Origin of the sequence: Leclercia sp. LSNIH3, from assembly GCF_002935105.1 — a bacterium.
In the GTDB taxonomy this organism is placed as follows: domain Bacteria; phylum Pseudomonadota; class Gammaproteobacteria; order Enterobacterales; family Enterobacteriaceae; genus Enterobacter; species Enterobacter adecarboxylatus.
This window is the reverse complement of record NZ_CP026391.1, coordinates 247992-264863: the sequence shown is the minus strand read 5'-3', so window position 1 is coordinate 264863 and position 16872 is coordinate 247992. Positions and strand designations below refer to the sequence as shown.

The following is a 16872-nucleotide window of genomic DNA, read 5'->3' as shown; positions in this document are numbered from 1 at the left end:
CCACCGCCGGGTTAGCGTTGCCAGTGCTCGATCAGCGCCGCGCCGATCCCGGCGATTTGCTGATTTCGCTCGGCCATGCTCGCCGGGGTATCCCGCAGATAAATCACCACAATGCGCTCTGCTTTGTTATTCGGGCCAAGCAGGGCGACAATCCCGCGCGCACCCCGCTTGCTAGCTCCGGTCTTATCGGCGATAAACCAGCCCGCCGGCAGCACGGAGCGGATCAACGGTCCGGCGACCCGATCGTCCACCATCCACTGCAGCAGCTGCCGTTGCGAACGGGCGCTCAGACGCTGGCTGGTCAGCAGCTTGCGCAGGGTCGCGGCCATGCTGGCCGGGGTAGTGGTGTCGCGGGCGTCGCCGGGAAGCGCCTCATTCAGTTCCGTTTCCCAGCGGTCAAGGCGGGTGACGTTGTCGCCGATCTGGCGCAAAAAGGCAGTCAATCCTGCGGGGCCGCCGACGGTGGCCAGTAGCAGATTGGCGGCGCTGTTATCGCTCATGGTAATGGCGGCGGCGCAGAGTTCGCCGACCGTCATGCCGTCGGCAAGGTGTTTTTCGCTGACCGGCGAGTAGTCCACCAGATCCTGCTGGCGATAGTGGATCTTTCGCTCCAGCTGTTCGTCACCGGCATCCACCCGCGCCAGCACTGCGCCGCAGAGCACTACTTTAAAGGTGCTCATCATGGGAAAGCGTTCATCGGCGCGCCAGGCGGTCAGCGTGCGGCCGCTGGCCAGATCCATTTCTATCATGCCTACGCGGCCCGACAGCTGGCTTTCGCTTAGTTTAATTTGCTCAAGCGGCTGCGGGCTGGCGTGTACCGCCAGCGGCAGGGTGGCTAACAGGGAGATAATACACAGGCGAATATAACGCATAACCACAATACATCCTTGAGTGAGGGCCGATAAAGGCGAGTAAAGAAGCGACAAATAAGAATAACCCGGCGTTTTGCTGATTCACAATTCCTCTTTTTTCCTTCATCATTTTTCATCTTTTATTTCGAATAATCAATATCTAGCCCTGCCTAAGCACGCTATTTTTTGACTCAAGGCCGTGATGAACTATAAGAAAGTACTAAATACCGCACTCTGTCGGGCGTCGCTGTTTGCCGATCACCACGCCCGCCGGTCCCTGCGGTTCGCCAACGCTATATGCCATCCCGGGAGGAACTGGTGCACCCGATAATTAAGGTCATGCTGGTGGGCGGTAAGGCGGACGGGCTGTTGGTCAGCGTCGCCGATGACGCGACCGAAGTCTCGGTGACGCCTGCGCAGTACGGTGCGCTATCCGGGCAATCGTTGAGCTACCGAATTGTTAGCCAAACCATTGACGATGAACGCTATTTTTTTGGCGTTTTCAGCGACGCCCATCAGGATAGCGATAAGCTGACGCGGGTCGCCCTGACCCGTGGAATGAAAAAAATGTTCTGTTAAACCCTGCCCGAAAGGGGGCGTAAGAGGGTATGCCGGGCGCCGCTGTGCTACTGTGGCAGCCTTCTATTTCCAGGGCCGGACGCATAATGATTCAGTACATTCGTATTCAAAATTTTCGCTCAGTAAAGGATATCGCGCTGGAGCTCGGGCCGCTGAACATTGTCTTCGGCCCTAACGGCTGCGGTAAATCCAATATTTATAACGCCATCCACCTGCTGACCGCTGCCGCTGAGGGCAGGCTTTCGGGGTTTATCAGCGAAGAGGGCGGTCTGGAGAATATGATGTGGTCCGGGGAGCGTTCGCCCCTCGATCGTCACCCCCGCCGGCTGCAAATCGCCTGCCGGACCGACAGCTTCGATTATGAACTGCAGATAGGCTTCCCTGAAAAATTGCCCTATCCGACGCAATTCATGCTCGATCCTATCGTTAAAGAAGAGAATATCTGGCTGGCCGGCTACTCCCGCCGGCCTTCCTCCCGCGTACTGCAGCGCAAGAATCAGGCGGCGTTTCTCGTCGATGTCACCGGGGAGAAAAGTACTTTCACCGAGAGTATTTATGAAAATGAGTCGGTGTTCGGTCAGCTTGGCGAGCCGCACCGTTTTCCCGAAGTATCGCGAGTGCGGGAGACGCTGCGCCGTTGGCGGTTTTATCATGAATTCGCGATTGGCCGTCATTCGCCACTGCGTCAGCCGGCCGTGGGTTACCGTTCGCCAGTCCTCGACAGCGATGGCCAGAATCTCGCCGCCGCCTTTCAGACCATTGTCGAGATCGGCGCGGAGGAGATTTTGCATGAAATCCTTGCCGACGCCTTTCCCGGCTGCCAGTTTTATTGTGAAAACGAGCACTCGCGTTTCGCTCTGAAAATGCGTCGCGAAGGGATCCGCCGCCCGCTGCTGGCGGCGGAGATGTCCGACGGTACGCTGCGCTTTTTGTGCCTCGCCGTCGCGCTGCTCAGTCCGCGCCCGCCGGCGTTTCTGGCGATCAATGAACCGGAGAACAGCCTGCATCGCGACATGTTGCCCGCGCTGGCCCGGCTGATTATCGAGGCCTCGCGCTACAGCCAGATCTGGCTGACCAGCCACTCGGCGGAGCTGGCGGAGCTTATCGCCGCCGGGGCGCCTTGTCAGCGCTATGCGCTGGAGAATCGCGGCGGGGAGACGCGGATTGTCGAGTGAAGCCCGTCATCCCTGACGGGGGCGCTGGAGTCAGGCGGGGCTCTGCGTCTCTGCGGTCGGCAGCAGACGGTTGCCGCCGCGTAGGGTGACGAACGAGAGCAGGGTGAAGCTCAGGGTTATGCAGCCGAGGATCAGATAGGCCTGATGGAAGCCGACGGTGTCGTACATCCGGCCCACCCAGGCGGAAAGCACCACCCCGGACAGCTGTTTTGACAGATTAAAACCGATCAGGAACAGGGTGGCCGAGAGGCGCGGGTTAAAGGCGGAAGAGATATATTTAAAAGTTCCCACCAGCAGGAAGGGGATCTCAAACATATGCAGCATCTTGAGGATCACCACCTCGACTGCCGATGAGGCGAAGGACGACCCGAGAATACGCACCGACATGATCATCCCCGCGGTCAGCAGGGCGTTTTTGGCGCCGATGCGGTTAACGATGGCCGGCGCGCAGAACATGATCAGCGCGTTGAGCAACTCGCCGCCGGTGGTGACGAAGCCAAACACTTCGGTACCGCGCTGCGGACTGGCGAAAAAGCTTTTGAAAAAGTTGGCGAACTGCTGGTCAAACACGTCGTAGACGCTGGCGACACCCACCACATAGACGATAAAGCCCCAGAAGCGCGGCATACGCAGCAGCTCTGCCGCCGTACGCAGCGAAAAGGCCTGGCGATTGGCGCCCAGCGCCTCGATAACCTGGGCGCTGTTGCTGCTTTCCGGCCGCGACAGCCAGAGCAGCAGACCGAGCACCAGCGCAAAGCCGGAGGCGATCCAGAAGGTGATATTGGGATCGATGCCGAACAGCACGCCGGTTATCGAGGCGCATAGCGCCCAGCCGACGCAGCCTGCGACCCGCACTTTGCCATATTCAAAGCGGTTGGCCCGGCTGACGCGTTCGATATAAGCTTCCACGGCACTGTTGCAAATAGTCGGTGGTGATAAACTTATCATCCCCTTTTGCTGATGGAGCTGCACATGAACCCATTCAAAGGCCGGCATTTTCAGCGTGACATCATTCTGTGGGCCGTACGCTGGTACTGCAAATACGGCATCAGTTACCGTGAGCTGCAGGAGATGCTGGCTGAACGCGGAGTGAATGTCGATCACTCCACGATTTACCGCTGGGTTCAGCGTTATGCGCCTGAAATGGAAAAACGGCTGCGCTGGTACTGGCGTAACCCTTCCGATCTTTGCCCGTGGCACATGGATGAAACCTACGTGAAGGTCAATGGCCGCTGGGCGTATCTGTACCGGGCCGTCGACAGCCGGGGCCGCACTGTCGATTTTTATCTCTCCTCCCGTCGTAACAGCAAAGCTGCATACCGGTTTCTGGGTAAAATCCTCAACAACGTGAAGAAGTGGCAGATCCCGCGATTCATCAACACGGATAAAGCGCCCGCCTATGGTCGCGCGCTTGCTCTGCTCAAACGCGAAGGCCGGTGCCCGTCTGACGTTGAACACCGACAGATTAAGTACCGGAACAACGTGATTGAATGCGATCATGGCAAACTGAAACGGATAATCGGCGCCACGCTGGGATTTAAATCCATGAAGACGGCTTACGCCACCATCAAAGGTATTGAGGTGATGCGTGCACTACGCAAAGGCCAGGCCTCAGCATTTTATTATGGTGATCCCCTGGGCGAAATGCGCCTGGTAAGCAGAGTTTTTGAAATGTAAGGCCTTTGAATAAGACAAAAGGCTGCCTCATCGCTAACTTTGCAACAGTGCCGGGAGGACTTTCCGCAACCGGCCGTTCGATGCGGCACCGATGGCCTTCGCGCAGGGGTAGTGAATCCGCCAGGATTGACTTGCGCTGCCCTACCTCTCACTAGTGAGGGGCGGCAGCGCATCAAGCGGTGAGCGCACTCCGGCACCGCCAACTTTCAGCACATGCGTGTAAATCATCGTCGTAGAGACGTCGGAATGGCCGAGCAGATCCTGCACGGTTCGAATGTCGTAACCGCTGCGGAGCAAGGCCGTCGCGAACGAGTGGCGGAGGGTGTGCGGTGTGGCGGGCTTCGTGATGCCTGCTTGTTCTACGGCACGTTTGAAGGCGCGCTGAAAGGTCTGGTCATACATGTGATGGCGACGCACGACACCGCTCCGTGGATCGGTCGAATGCGTGTGCTGCGCAAAAACCCAGAACCACGGCCAGGAATGCCCGGCGCGCGGATACTTCCGCTCAAGGGCGTCGGGAAGCGCAACGCCGCTGCGGCCCTCGGCCTGGTCCTTCAGCCACCATGCCCGTGCACGCGACAGCTGCTCGCGCAGGCTGGGTGCCAAGCTCTCGGGTAACATCAAGGCCCGATCCTTGGAGCCCTTGCCCTCCCGCACGATGATCGTGCCGTGATCGAAATCCAGATCCTTGACCCGCAGTTGCAAACCCTCACTGATCCGCATGCCCGTTCCATACAGAAGCTGGGCGAACAAACGATGCTCGCCTTCCAGAAAACCGAGGATGCGAACCACTTCATCCGGGGTCAGCACCACCGGCAAGCGCCGCGACGGCCGAGGTCTTCCGATCTCCTGAAGCCAGGGCAGATCCGTGCACAGCACCTTGCCGTAGAAGAACAGCAAGGCCGCCAATGCCTGACGATGCGTGGAGACCGAAACCTTGCGCTCGTTCGCCAGCCAGGACAGAAATGCCTCGACTTCGCTGCTGCCCAAGGTTGCCGGGTGACGCACACCGTGGAAACGGATGAAGGCACGAACCCAGTTGACATAAGCCTGTTCGGTTCGTAAACTGTAATGCAAGTAGCGTATGCGCTCACGCAACTGGTCCAGAACCTTGACCGAACGCAGCGGTGGTAACGGCGCAGTGGCGGTTTTCATGGCTTGTTATGACTGTTTTTTTGTACAGTCTATGCCTCGGGCATCCAAGCAGCAAGCGCGTTACGCCGTGGGTCGATGTTTGATGTTATGGAGCAGCAACGATGTTACGCAGCAGGGCAGTCGCCCTAAAACAAAGTTAGGCATCACAAAGTACAGCATCGTGACCAACAGCAACGATTCCGTCACACTGCGCCTCATGACTGAGCATGACCTTGCGATGCTCTATGAGTGGCTAAATCGATCTCATATCGTCGAGTGGTGGGGCGGAGAAGAAGCACGCCCGACACTTGCTGACGTACAGGAACAGTACTTGCCAAGCGTTTTAGCGCAAGAGTCCGTCACTCCATACATTGCAATGCTGAATGGAGAGCCGATTGGGTATGCCCAGTCGTACGTTGCTCTTGGAAGCGGGGACGGATGGTGGGAAGAAGAAACCGATCCAGGAGTACGCGGAATAGACCAGTTACTGGCGAATGCATCACAACTGGGCAAAGGCTTGGGAACCAAGCTGGTTCGAGCTCTGGTTGAGTTGCTGTTCAATGATCCCGAGGTCACCAAGATCCAAACGGACCCGTCGCCGAGCAACTTGCGAGCGATCCGATGCTACGAGAAAGCGGGGTTTGAGAGGCAAGGTACCGTAACCACCCCAGATGGTCCAGCCGTGTACATGGTTCAAACACGCCAGGCATTCGAGCGAACACGCAGTGATGCCTAACCCTTCCATCGAGGGGGACGTCCAAGGGCTGGCGCCCTTGGCCGCCCCTCATGTCAAACGTTAGGTGGCTCAAGTATGGGCATCATTCGCACATGTAGGCTCGGCCCTGACCAAGTCAAATCCATGAGGGCTGCTCTTGATCTTTTCGGTCGTGAGTTCGGAGACGTAGCCACCTACTCCCAACATCAGCCGGACTCCGATTACCTCGGGAACTTGCTCCGTAGTAAGACATTCATCGCGCTTGCTGCCTTCGACCAAGAAGCGGTTGTTGGCGCTCTCGCGGCTTACGTTCTGCCAAAGTTTGAGCAGGCGCGTAGTGAGATCTATATCTATGATCTCGCAGTCTCCGGCGAGCACCGGAGGCAAGGCATTGCCACCGCGCTCATCAATCTCCTCAAGCATGAGGCCAACGCGCTTGGTGCTTATGTGATCTACGTGCAAGCAGATTACGGTGACGATCCCGCAGTGGCTCTCTATACAAAGTTGGGCATACGGGAAGAAGTGATGCACTTTGATATCGACCCAAGTACCGCCACCTAACAATTCGTTCAAGCCGAGATCGCTTCGCGGCCGCGGAGTTGTTCGGAAAAATTGTCACAACGCCGCGGCCGCAAAGCGCTCCGGCTTAACTCAGGCGTTGGGCAACAAGAAAACCGATATGAACGTACGCACTTGCACTGAATCTGACGTCGCCTCTATCGCAGTCGTATTTACTGAGTCTATTCATGTACTTGGAGCGTCTCACTATGACGCTTCGCAAAGGAATGCGTGGGCACCGCGTCCCGCAGATATAGAGGCTTGGTCAGCTCGCTTATCTGGCCTACAGACTCTTCTAGCAATTGAGGGAGATGCGGTTATCGGGTTCATCTCTTACGAGCTTAGCGGCCACATCGAGTTTCTTTACACCGCACCGGGTTCCGAGCGTCGGGGCGTCGCGTCTGTTCTGTACCGTGAGGTTGAGAAAGCCCTCCCAGGTGTTTCGCTCTTCACAGAAGCCAGTCTGGTCGCCAAGCCCTTTTTCCTGCGGCATGGTTTCAGTGTAGTTGAGGAGCAAAATGTCTCCCGTGGAGGCGTCATGTTCCGTAGGTATGCAATGCGCAAGGCAGTTGTCGCCCAACATGGCGCTCAAGCCGACCGGCCAGCCCTGCGGGCTGTCCGTCGGCTTAGCTAGGGCGTTAGAGCAAAAATGAACTGCGCACGCTGTGGCCGCCAGAATTTCGTAGATGCACATCGTTGCGCTCACTGCGGCCACCACTTCTTTGACGGTAGTGACGTGGTGAATCTTCTAGACAAGGCTCAGAAGCGCACTTGGTTAAGGCCGCGAAACATCGCCATATTCCTTGCGGCCTGGGCGCTACTGGTGGTGGAGATCGTCACCTACGCGGGTAAAGCGCCAAGTTCTCCTCAGGGCTGGGCGGCGCTCATACTGCTCGGGCCTATTGTGTACGTCGTACTAGCAACCTGTGCAGATACAATTTTTCGAAAGCCATGAATACAGTAAATCGCTCATGCTCTAACCAATGCTTCCAGCCGACGCTACGGCCTTACGGCCTCCGCGCGTCTGAAGCTGGGCGTTAAACATCATGAGGGAAGCGGTGATCGCCGAAGTATCGACTCAACTATCAGAGGTAGTTGGCGTCATCGAGCGCCATCTCGAACCGACGTTGCTGGCCGTACATTTGTACGGCTCCGCAGTGGATGGCGGCCTGAAGCCACACAGTGATATTGATTTGCTGGTTACGGTGACCGTAAGGCTTGATGAAACAACGCGGCGAGCTTTGATCAACGACCTTTTGGAAACTTCGGCTTCCCCTGGAGAGAGCGAGATTCTCCGCGCTGTAGAAGTCACCATTGTTGTGCACGACGACATCATTCCGTGGCGTTATCCAGCTAAGCGCGAACTGCAATTTGGAGAATGGCAGCGCAATGACATTCTTGCAGGTATCTTCGAGCCAGCCACGATCGACATTGATCTGGCTATCTTGCTGACAAAAGCAAGAGAACATAGCGTTGCCTTGGTAGGTCCAGCGGCGGAGGAACTCTTTGATCCGGTTCCTGAACAGGATCTATTTGAGGCGCTAAATGAAACCTTAACGCTATGGAACTCGCCGCCCGACTGGGCTGGCGATGAGCGAAATGTAGTGCTTACGTTGTCCCGCATTTGGTACAGCGCAGTAACCGGCAAAATCGCGCCGAAGGATGTCGCTGCCGACTGGGCAATGGAGCGCCTGCCGGCCCAGTATCAGCCCGTCATACTTGAAGCTAGACAGGCTTATCTTGGACAAGAAGAAGATCGCTTGGCCTCGCGCGCAGATCAGTTGGAAGAATTTGTCCACTACGTGAAAGGCGAGATCACCAAGGTAGTCGGCAAATAATGTCTAACAATTCGTTCAAGCCGACGCCGCTTCGCGGCGCGGCTTAACTCAAGCGTTAGATGCACTAAGCACATAATTGCTCACAGCCAAACTATCAGGTCAAGTCTGCTTTTATTATTTTTAAGCGTGCATAATAAGCCCTACACAAATTGGGAGATATATCATGAAAGGCTGGCTTTTTCTTGTTATCGCAATAGTTGGCGAAGTAATCGCAACATCCGCATTAAAATCTAGCGAGGGCTTTACTAAGCTTGCCCCTTCCGCCGTTGTCATAATCGGTTATGGCATCGCATTTTATTTTCTTTCTCTGGTTCTGAAATCCATCCCTGTCGGTGTTGCTTATGCAGTCTGGTCGGGACTCGGCGTCGTCATAATTACAGCCATTGCCTGGTTGCTTCATGGGCAAAAGCTTGATGCGTGGGGCTTTGTAGGTATGGGGCTCATAATTGCTGCCTTTTTGCTCGCCCGATCCCCATCGTGGAAGTCGCTGCGGAGGCCGACGCCATGGTGACGGTGTTCGGCATTCTGAATCTCACCGAGGACTCCTTCTTCGATGAGAGCCGGCGGCTAGACCCCGCCGGCGCTGTCACCGCGGCGATCGAAATGCTGCGAGTCGGATCAGACGTCGTGGATGTCGGACCGGCCGCCAGCCATCCGGACGCGAGGCCTGTATCGCCGGCCGATGAGATCAGACGTATTGCGCCGCTCTTAGACGCCCTGTCCGATCAGATGCACCGTGTTTCAATCGACAGCTTCCAACCGGAAACCCAGCGCTATGCGCTCAAGCGCGGCGTGGGCTACCTGAACGATATCCAAGGATTTCCTGACCCTGCGCTCTATCCCGATATTGCTGAGGCGGACTGCAGGCTGGTGGTTATGCACTCAGCGCAGCGGGATGGCATCGCCACCCGCACCGGTCACCTTCGACCCGAAGACGCGCTCGACGAGATTGTGCGGTTCTTCGAGGCGCGGGTTTCCGCCTTGCGACGGAGCGGGGTCGCTGCCGACCGGCTCATCCTCGATCCGGGGATGGGATTTTTCTTGAGCCCCGCACCGGAAACATCGCTGCACGTGCTGTCGAACCTTCAAAAGCTGAAGTCGGCGTTGGGGCTTCCGCTATTGGTCTCGGTGTCGCGGAAATCCTTCTTGGGCGCCACCGTTGGCCTTCCTGTAAAGGATCTGGGTCCAGCGAGCCTTGCGGCGGAACTTCACGCGATCGGCAATGGCGCTGACTACGTCCGCACCCACGCGCCTGGAGATCTGCGAAGCGCAATCACCTTCTCGGAAACCCTCGCGAAATTTCGCAGTCGCGACGCCAGAGACCGAGGGTTAGATCATGCCTAGCATTCACCTTCCGGCCGCCCGCTAAATATCTCCTTTTGGGTTGTTAATAAAACATCCAATAAGTTGACTGTGCGTGAAAAAGAAAGTTTTGTGTGATGGCGTTGAAGATCGCACCGTTAAGCTCTTATGTGGGATGGTGCAGAGCTCGACGACTACCGATAAAACGCAACCGCCGCAAACAGACAAGAAAAAGCCCCAACTGATAACAGTTGGGGCTTCAGTATTGTGATTGGTGGAGCAATAGCACCCTGAACCCAAAACCTTCTCGCTCAACCGGTAGTGGCTGATAACAACTCGTGAGGGCTATTGCGGGTTAAGCATTTAGCGATGTCTAGGGCCAGACTGGACGTCTGAACGCAAGCCGCTGATACTGTACATAACCACAGTATCAGCGGAGGATACCCATGTCGCTGGCAAGGAACGCCACGGCGAGTCAATCGCCCACTCAAACAAACGGTTACGAACGCCACCAACCCGACCAGACGCTGCTCTACCAGCTGGTTGAGCAGCACTACCCAGCCTTCAAAGCCTCACTCGAAGCCCAAGGTCAACACCTGCCTCGCTACATCCAACAAGAATTCAACGACCTCCTCCAATGTGGCCGTCTGGAGTATGGTTTCATGCGGGTTCGCTGCGAGGATTGTCATCACGAGCGTCTGGTCGCCTTCAGCTGTAAACGACGCGGCTTTTGCCCTAGCTGCGGTGCCCGCCGGATGGCCGAGAGTGCGGCGCTGCTGATAGACGAAGTCTTCCCCAAGGAGCCCATTCGCCAGTGGGTGCTCAGCTTTCCTTTCCAGCTACGCTTTTTGCTGGCTCGCCATCCCCAGCTGATGGGCCAGGTCTTGAGTATCGTCTATCGTACACTCTCAACTCATCTGATCAAAAAAGCCGGTTACACCAAAGCCTCTGCACAAACTGGCTCAGTGACTCTTATCCAACGCTTTGGCTCCGCGCTAAATCTCAATGTCCACTACCACATGCTGTTTCTCGATGGTGTCTATGCCGAAGATGACTATGGCAAGCAACGCTTCCATCGTGTCAAGGCACCCACTTACGATGAGCTGAATACGCTCGCTCACACCCTCAGCCATCGCATCGCTCGCTGCATGGAAAAGCGTGGGATTTTGGAGCGTGATGCCGAGAATACGTGGTTGACACTGGAAGAGGGCGAAGACGATACGCTGACTCAATTACATGGTGCTTCGGTTACGTATCGCATTGCCGTCGGCCCCCAGCAAGGGCGCAAAGTCTTCACCCTGCAAACCTTGCCAGGGCGTGAGGATAAAGCCGACTCAAGCAGTCGAGTAGCCAACCATGCTGGTTTCTCGCTACACGCCGGTGTGATGGCCGAAGCGCATCAGCGGGATAAGCTTGAGCGCTTGTGTCGCTACATTAGTCGGCCAGCGGTTTCAGAAAAACGTCTGGCATTAACCGCCAATGGGCAGGTGCGTTACGAGCTCAAAACTCCGTACCGCAATGGCACCACCCATGTGATCTTCGAGCCGCTGGACTTCATCGCCAAACTCGCTGCGTTGGTACCTAAGCCGCGAGTCAACCTCACACGCTTCCACGGCGTCTTTGCACCGAACAGCAAACACCGAGTTCAAGTAACACCCGCCAAGCGGGGCAAGAAGCCCGACAAATCGGAAGGTCTCGATACTAACTGGCGTGACAAGAGTCCTGCAGAGCGCCACCGCGCCATGACCTGGATGCAACGCCTCAAGCGAGTCTTCAATATTGATATTGAAGTCTGCGAACACTGCGGCGGTCACGTCAAAGTGATTGCCAGCATCGAAGATCCGAAGGTCATTGAGCAGATTCTCAAGCATCTGAAACAGAAAACAGCCAAGGCGAATGCCGCCAAGCAGCGTGAGCTGCCACCAGAACGAGCGCCGCCACTGACTCCCAGCCTGTTCGATCCATCACAGAGTCGTCTCTTTGACTGACGACCCCAAATCCAACACTGCTCAACACTGCCAACTTTTAAACGGGGCGGTGGGGCAGTTTGTATCTCTCGAGCTATCAGGCTAGAGATTTTACCGCCAAATCGAACCTTATTAGAGCGGTTTAGGCTGGACCGGCAGTTAAAATTGGGGCTTGAGCGGTAAACGAGTGAGGGAATTTCAGGTAAGATACTTCGGATGAGGAGCAAAAAGGTGGTTTATACTTCCTATACCCCTGCAAAGGTTGTTGGGAAGGCGCGAACCAACCCCATGTTTGCCTGCCTAGGCAAAGCTCGCCGAAAGAGTTAGCACCCTCCCTGATTAAAGGAAGCCGTATGGATATTATTGATAAAGTTTTTCAGCAAGAGGATTTCTCACGCCAGGATTTGAGTGACAGCCGTTTTCGCCGCTGCCGCTTTTATCAGTGTGACTTCAGCCACTGTCAGCTGCAGGATGCCAGTTTCGAGGATTGCAGTTTCATTGAAAGCGGCGCCGTTGAAGGGTGTCACTTCAGCTATGCCGATCTGCGCGATGCCAGTTTCAAGGCCTGCCGTCTGTCTTTGGCCAACTTCAGCGGTGCCAACTGCTTTGGCATAGAGTTCAGGGAGTGCGATCTCAAGGGCGCCAACTTTTCCCGGGCCCGCTTCTACAATCAAGTCAGCCATAAGATGTACTTCTGCTCGGCTTATATCTCAGGTTGCAACCTGGCCTATACCAACTTGAGTGGCCAATGCCTGGAAAAATGCGAGCTGTTTGAAAACAACTGGAGCAATGCCAATCTCAGCGGCGCTTCCTTGATGGGCTCAGATCTCAGCCGCGGCACCTTCTCCCGCGACTGTTGGCAACAGGTCAATCTGCGGGGCTGTGACCTAACCTTTGCCGATCTGGATGGGCTCGACCCCAGACGGGTCAACCTCGAAGGAGTCAAGATCTGTGCCTGGCAACAGGAGCAACTGCTGGAACCCTTGGGAGTAATAGTGCTGCCGGATTAGCTCTGGTTCTGAAATCCATCCCTGTCGGTGTTGCTTATGCAGTCTGGTCGGGACTCGGCGTCGTCATAATTACAGCCATTGCCTGGTTGCTTCATGGGCAAAAGCTTGATGCGTGGGGCTTTGTAGGTATGGGGCTCATAATTGCTGCCTTTTTGCTCGCCCGATCCCCATCGTGGAAGTCGCTGCGGAGGCCGACGCCATGGTGACGGTGTTCGGCATTCTGAATCTCACCGAGGACTCCTTCTTCGATGAGAGCCGGCGGCTAGACCCCGCCGGCGCTGTCACCGCGGCGATCGAAATGCTGCGAGTCGGATCAGACGTCGTGGATGTCGGACCGGCCGCCAGCCATCCGGACGCGAGGCCTGTATCGCCGGCCGATGAGATCAGACGTATTGCGCCGCTCTTAGACGCCCTGTCCGATCAGATGCACCGTGTTTCAATCGACAGCTTCCAACCGGAAACCCAGCGCTATGCGCTCAAGCGCGGCGTGGGCTACCTGAACGATATCCAAGGATTTCCTGACCCTGCGCTCTATCCCGATATTGCTGAGGCGGACTGCAGGCTGGTGGTTATGCACTCAGCGCAGCGGGATGGCATCGCCACCCGCACCGGTCACCTTCGACCCGAAGACGCGCTCGACGAGATTGTGCGGTTCTTCGAGGCGCGGGTTTCCGCCTTGCGACGGAGCGGGGTCGCTGCCGACCGGCTCATCCTCGATCCGGGGATGGGATTTTTCTTGAGCCCCGCACCGGAAACATCGCTGCACGTGCTGTCGAACCTTCAAAAGCTGAAGTCGGCGTTGGGGCTTCCGCTATTGGTCTCGGTGTCGCGGAAATCCTTCTTGGGCGCCACCGTTGGCCTTCCTGTAAAGGATCTGGGTCCAGCGAGCCTTGCGGCGGAACTTCACGCGATCGGCAATGGCGCTGACTACGTCCGCACCCACGCGCCTGGAGATCTGCGAAGCGCAATCACCTTCTCGGAAACCCTCGCGAAATTTCGCAGTCGCGACGCCAGAGACCGAGGGTTAGATCATGCCTAGCATTCACCTTCCGGCCGCCCGCTAGCGGACCCTGGTCAGGTTCCGCGAAGGTGGGCGCAGACATGCTGGGCTCGTCAGGATCAAACTGCACTATGAGGCGGCGGTTCATACCGCGCCAGGGGAGCGAATGGACAGCGAGGAGCCTCCGAACGTTCGGGTCGCCTGCTCGGGTGATATCGACGAGGTTGTGCGGCTGATGCACGACGCTGCGGCGTGGATGTCCGCCAAGGGAACGCCCGCCTGGGACGTCGCGCGGATCGACCGGACATTCGCGGAGACCTTCGTCCTGAGATCCGAGCTCCTAGTCGCGAGTTGCAGCGACGGCATCGTCGGCTGTTGCACCTTGTCGGCCGAGGATCCCGAGTTCTGGCCCGACGCCCTCAAGGGGGAGGCCGCATATCTGCACAAGCTCGCGGTGCGACGGACACATGCGGGCCGGGGTGTCAGCTCCGCGCTGATCGAGGCTTGCCGCCATGCCGCGCGAACGCAGGGGTGCGCCAAGCTGCGGCTCGACTGCCACCCGAACCTGCGTGGCCTATACGAGCGGCTCGGATTCACCCACGTCGACACTTTCAATCCCGGCTGGGATCCAACCTTCATCGCAGAACGCCTAGAACTCGAAATCTAACGTCCGTTCGGGCATCGAGGTCCATGTCGGGGTGGGACGGGCCCGTGGCTTCAAGATCACTTGCAGTCCGACCGCGATGTCTTGGTTGCGCGAGAGGTTGTCGATATCCTCCACTTCCATCATCAACCCTGGATAATGCCGCCGCCGTCATCGCCGCCGACGCCCGTGCCGGGCTTTTCGGGCCTGTCAGGCTTGCTCGGCCTTCAGCCTGCCTGGGCGAGATCTCCGGCGGACGGATTAACGGCGGAGCTTCGCCGCCTTTCGTGCGTGTGAAGGCCGAAGATAGTTCTCTCAAAAACATCCGTTTATGAGAGATACCAAATGTCATTTTCAGAAGACGACTGCACCAGTTGATTGGGCGTAATGGCTGTTGTGCAGCCAGCTCCTGACAGTTCAATATCAGAAGTGATCTGCACCAATCTCGACTATGCTCAATACTCGTGTGGGCTCTGTTGCAAAAATCGTGAAGCTTGAGCATGCTTGGCGGAGATTGGACGGACGGAACGATGACGGATTTCAAGTGGCGCCATTTCCAGGGTGATGTGATCCTGTGGGCGGTGCGCTGGTATTGTCGCTATCCGATCAGCTATCGCGACCTTGAGGAAATGCTGGCGGAACGCGGCATTTCGGTCGACCATACGACGATCTATCGCTGGGTCCAGTGCTACGCCCCGGAGATGGAGAAGCGGCTGCGCTGGTTCTGGCGGCGTGGCTTTGATCCGAGCTGGCGCCTGGATGAAACCTACGTCAAGGTGCGGGGCAAGTGGACCTACCTGTACCGGGCAGTCGACAAGCGGGGCGACACGATCGATTTCTACCTGTCGCCGACCCGCAGCGCCAAGGCAGCGAAGCGGTTCCTGGGCAAGGCCCTGCGAGGCCTGAAGCACTGGGAAAAGCCTGCCACGCTCAATACCGACAAAGCGCCGAGCTATGGTGCAGCGATCACCGAATTGAAGCGCGAAGGAAAGCTGGACCGGGAGACGGCCCACCGGCAGGTGAAGTATCTCAATAACGTGATCGAGGCCGATCACGGAAAGCTCAAGATACTGATCAAGCCGGTGCGCGGTTTCAAATCGATCCCCACGGCCTATGCCACGATCAAGGGATTCGAAGTCATGCGAGCCCTGCGCAAAGGACAGGCTCGCCCCTGGTGCCTGCAGCCCGGCATCAGGGGCGAGGTGCGCCTTGTGGAGAGAGCTTTTGGCATTGGGCCCTCGGCGCTGACGGAGGCCATGGGCATGCTCAACCACCATTTCGCAGCAGCCGCCTGATCGGCGCAGAGCGACAGCCTACCTCTGACTGCCGCCAATCTTTGCAACAGAGCCTCCGTCGCCATGCTCACCTCGCTTTGGTGCACACGAGTATTGAGCATAGTCGAGATTGGTGCAGATCACTTCTGATATTGAACTGTCAGGAGCTGGCTGCACAACAGCCATTACGCCCAATCAACTGGTGCAGTCGTCTTCTGAAAATGACACATGGCATCTGACATCAAGTTAGGGTATGCCTCAATCTGACGGCTGCGAACCGCCAGGGACAGGCGCAATGTCAGATTCTGTCGCGGCCTTGGCGCGTGCCTGGAAGCGTTCATAGCAATCCAGCCCGCAGAAATGTTCGACGTATTCCGCGCCTTCCGGGGTGAAGGCGGCATCGAGCGGAATTTCTTTGCAGCATACGCAGCAGGTGGTGCAACTGGCAGTGTTCGGGGCGTTTGCGTTCATGGTGGTACTCCTCCAGATTGGTAGCGAAGCTCAAAGCTGCCCACTCTCGGCTGGCTGGGAAGCGGTCATGATCTTCCCTTGAAGGCCCGCAGCAGCCGCGTCACAGACAGGACAAACAAGCCGGTCAGCGTGAGGGCTGCAATACCCCAGTGCTCCCCGATGAACGCGCCGGCCGTCGTGCCGGCTAGCACAATGGCGAGAATCGGCAAATGGCAGGGACAGGTGAGCACGGCCAGCGCGCCCCACAAGTAGCCGGTGATCGGTTTGTGCGTCTCAGACGGCAAGTGCTCTGGGCTGTTCATGGCAGACTCTCCGCGTGCTGTGCCGGTTCGGTTGGCATGGCGGCCAGTTGCATTTCGAGGCTGGCCAGGGCCTCGCGCCGACGCTCGACGAGTTGCCGCAACACGGCAAGCTGCGCAGACGCACCGTCACCGTCCGCAGCATCCAGCGCCCGGCACAGCCGCGCCAGTGCGTCCAGGCCGATACCCGCTTCGAAGGCAGCCCGTACAAAGCGCAGCCGTTGCAACGCGGTGTCATCGAACAAGCCGTAGCCGCCCGTGGTGTACGCGACCGGCCGTAGCAATCCGCGCAGCAGGTAGTCGCGCACGATATGCACGCTCACCCCGGCATCAAGGGCCAGCCGGGACACTGTGTAGGCGCTCATTGAACACCTCCTTT

General features: G+C 57.3%; 18 protein-coding genes and 5 pseudogenes. 16 read left to right on the top strand and 7 right to left on the bottom strand.

The features are described 5' to 3' along the window. Window positions 1-11: 11 nt before the first annotated feature. Window positions 12-872 (bottom strand): extended-spectrum class A beta-lactamase SHV-5, encoded by an 861-nt coding sequence (locus C3F35_RS26215; RefSeq protein WP_011117369.1) that lies wholly within the window; start codon window positions 870-872, stop codon window positions 12-14. A gap of 297 nt (window positions 873-1169) precedes the next feature. Here C3F35_RS26215 and C3F35_RS26210 point away from each other — a divergent pair, with 297 nt between their 5' ends. Both C3F35_RS26210 and C3F35_RS26205 read left to right on the top strand, forming a co-directional pair. Next, window positions 1170-1430: a hypothetical protein gene (locus C3F35_RS26210; protein ID WP_001620096.1), complete on the top strand. Its 261-nt coding sequence runs from the start codon at window positions 1170-1172 to the stop codon at window positions 1428-1430. An 86-nt stretch (window positions 1431-1516) separates the two neighbouring features. Further along, the gene (locus C3F35_RS26205; RefSeq protein ID WP_001620097.1) at window positions 1517-2605 is read left to right on the top strand and encodes an AAA family ATPase; all 1089 of its coding nucleotides are present in this window, start codon (window positions 1517-1519) and stop codon (window positions 2603-2605) included. A gap of 30 nt (window positions 2606-2635) precedes the next feature. Here C3F35_RS26205 and C3F35_RS26200 read toward each other — a convergent pair. Then, a pseudogene (locus tag C3F35_RS26200) lies at window positions 2636-3523 on the bottom strand (oligosaccharide MFS transporter); the annotation flags it as partial. A gap of 54 nt (window positions 3524-3577) precedes the next feature. Here C3F35_RS26200 and C3F35_RS26195 point away from each other — a divergent pair. Continuing rightward, window positions 3578-4282: an IS6-like element IS26 family transposase gene (locus C3F35_RS26195; RefSeq protein WP_001067855.1), complete on the top strand. Its 705-nt coding sequence runs from the start codon at window positions 3578-3580 to the stop codon at window positions 4280-4282. Between the two features lie 141 nt (window positions 4283-4423). Here C3F35_RS26195 and intI1 read toward each other — a convergent pair whose 3' ends face one another. Next, window positions 4424-5437: a class 1 integron integrase IntI1 gene (gene intI1 / locus C3F35_RS26185; protein ID WP_000845054.1), complete on the bottom strand. Its 1014-nt coding sequence runs from the start codon at window positions 5435-5437 to the stop codon at window positions 4424-4426. 160 nt (window positions 5438-5597) lie between these two features. Here intI1 and C3F35_RS26180 point away from each other — a divergent pair, with 160 nt between their 5' ends. From C3F35_RS26180 to C3F35_RS26110, 13 genes and pseudogenes are all read left to right on the top strand, one after another. Beyond that, window positions 5598-6152: an aminoglycoside N-acetyltransferase AAC(6')-Ib3 gene (locus C3F35_RS26180; RefSeq protein ID WP_032488579.1), complete on the top strand. Its 555-nt coding sequence runs from the start codon at window positions 5598-5600 to the stop codon at window positions 6150-6152. A 75-nt stretch (window positions 6153-6227) separates the two neighbouring features. Further along, a complete protein-coding gene (gene aac(3)-Ia / locus C3F35_RS26175; RefSeq protein ID WP_002089484.1) occupies window positions 6228-6692 on the top strand; it encodes an aminoglycoside N-acetyltransferase AAC(3)-Ia in 465 nt (154 codons plus the stop codon). A 118-nt stretch (window positions 6693-6810) separates the two neighbouring features. Further along, window positions 6811-7323 (top strand): GNAT family N-acetyltransferase, encoded by a 513-nt coding sequence (locus C3F35_RS26170; protein ID WP_001102919.1) that lies wholly within the window; start codon window positions 6811-6813, stop codon window positions 7321-7323. 412 nt (window positions 7324-7735) lie between these two features. Further along, entirely contained in the window at window positions 7736-8527 is a 792-nt protein-coding gene (gene aadA1, locus C3F35_RS26160) for an ANT(3'')-Ia family aminoglycoside nucleotidyltransferase AadA1 (protein WP_001206316.1), read from the top strand. Between the two features lie 163 nt (window positions 8528-8690). Further along, complete coding sequence (locus C3F35_RS26155) at window positions 8691-9038, top strand: quaternary ammonium compound efflux SMR transporter QacE delta 1 (protein ID WP_000679427.1); 348 nt, start codon at window positions 8691-8693, stop codon at window positions 9036-9038. Further along, window positions 9032-9871: a sulfonamide-resistant dihydropteroate synthase Sul1 gene (gene sul1 / locus C3F35_RS26150; RefSeq protein WP_000259031.1), complete on the top strand. Its 840-nt coding sequence runs from the start codon at window positions 9032-9034 to the stop codon at window positions 9869-9871. The genes C3F35_RS26155 and sul1 (C3F35_RS26150) overlap by 7 nt, the downstream gene beginning before the upstream one ends. Window positions 9872-10275: 404 nt before the next feature. Continuing rightward, the gene (locus C3F35_RS26145) at window positions 10276-11817 is read left to right on the top strand and encodes an IS91-like element ISCR1 family transposase (protein ID WP_000050481.1); all 1542 of its coding nucleotides are present in this window, start codon (window positions 10276-10278) and stop codon (window positions 11815-11817) included. Between the two features lie 332 nt (window positions 11818-12149). Then, window positions 12150-12806, top strand: a complete 657-nt coding sequence (locus C3F35_RS26140; RefSeq protein ID WP_012579084.1) for a quinolone resistance pentapeptide repeat protein QnrA1 — start codon at window positions 12150-12152, stop codon at window positions 12804-12806. Beyond that, a pseudogene (locus C3F35_RS26135) lies at window positions 12803-13012 on the top strand (DMT family transporter); the annotation flags it as partial. The gene C3F35_RS26140 and the pseudogene C3F35_RS26135, both read left to right, overlap by 4 nt. Next, a complete protein-coding gene (gene sul1, locus C3F35_RS26130; protein ID WP_000259031.1) occupies window positions 13006-13845 on the top strand; it encodes a sulfonamide-resistant dihydropteroate synthase Sul1 in 840 nt (279 codons plus the stop codon). The pseudogene C3F35_RS26135 and the gene sul1 (C3F35_RS26130), both read left to right, overlap by 7 nt. A 127-nt stretch (window positions 13846-13972) precedes the next feature. Next, window positions 13973-14473 (top strand): GNAT family N-acetyltransferase, encoded by a 501-nt coding sequence (locus C3F35_RS26120; protein ID WP_000376623.1) that lies wholly within the window; start codon window positions 13973-13975, stop codon window positions 14471-14473. A gap of 320 nt (window positions 14474-14793) precedes the next feature. Beyond that, window positions 14794-14862 (top strand): annotated as a pseudogene (locus tag C3F35_RS26960) (EAL domain-containing protein); the annotation flags it as partial. A gap of 117 nt (window positions 14863-14979) precedes the next feature. Then, on the top strand, window positions 14980-15744 hold the full coding sequence (locus C3F35_RS26110; protein ID WP_001389365.1) for an IS6-like element IS6100 family transposase: 765 nt from the start codon (window positions 14980-14982) through the stop codon (window positions 15742-15744). Window positions 15745-15883: 139 nt separating this feature from the next. On the opposite strand, the pseudogene C3F35_RS26955 reads toward C3F35_RS26110, so the two are convergent. The 4 genes and pseudogenes from C3F35_RS26955 to merD form a co-directional block, all read right to left on the bottom strand. Continuing rightward, window positions 15884-15949, bottom strand: a pseudogene (locus C3F35_RS26955) (EAL domain-containing protein); the annotation flags it as partial. A 32-nt stretch (window positions 15950-15981) separates the two neighbouring features. After that, window positions 15982-16209 (bottom strand): annotated as a pseudogene (locus C3F35_RS26095) (DUF3330 domain-containing protein); the annotation flags it as partial. A 50-nt stretch (window positions 16210-16259) separates the two neighbouring features. Continuing rightward, the gene (merE, locus tag C3F35_RS26085; RefSeq protein ID WP_001087807.1) at window positions 16260-16496 is read right to left on the bottom strand and encodes a broad-spectrum mercury transporter MerE; all 237 of its coding nucleotides are present in this window, start codon (window positions 16494-16496) and stop codon (window positions 16260-16262) included. Next, complete coding sequence (gene merD / locus C3F35_RS26080) at window positions 16493-16858, bottom strand: mercury resistance co-regulator MerD (RefSeq protein WP_001277466.1); 366 nt, start codon at window positions 16856-16858, stop codon at window positions 16493-16495. The genes merE and merD overlap by 4 nt, the downstream gene beginning before the upstream one ends. Between the last annotated feature and the right edge of the window lie 14 nt (window positions 16859-16872).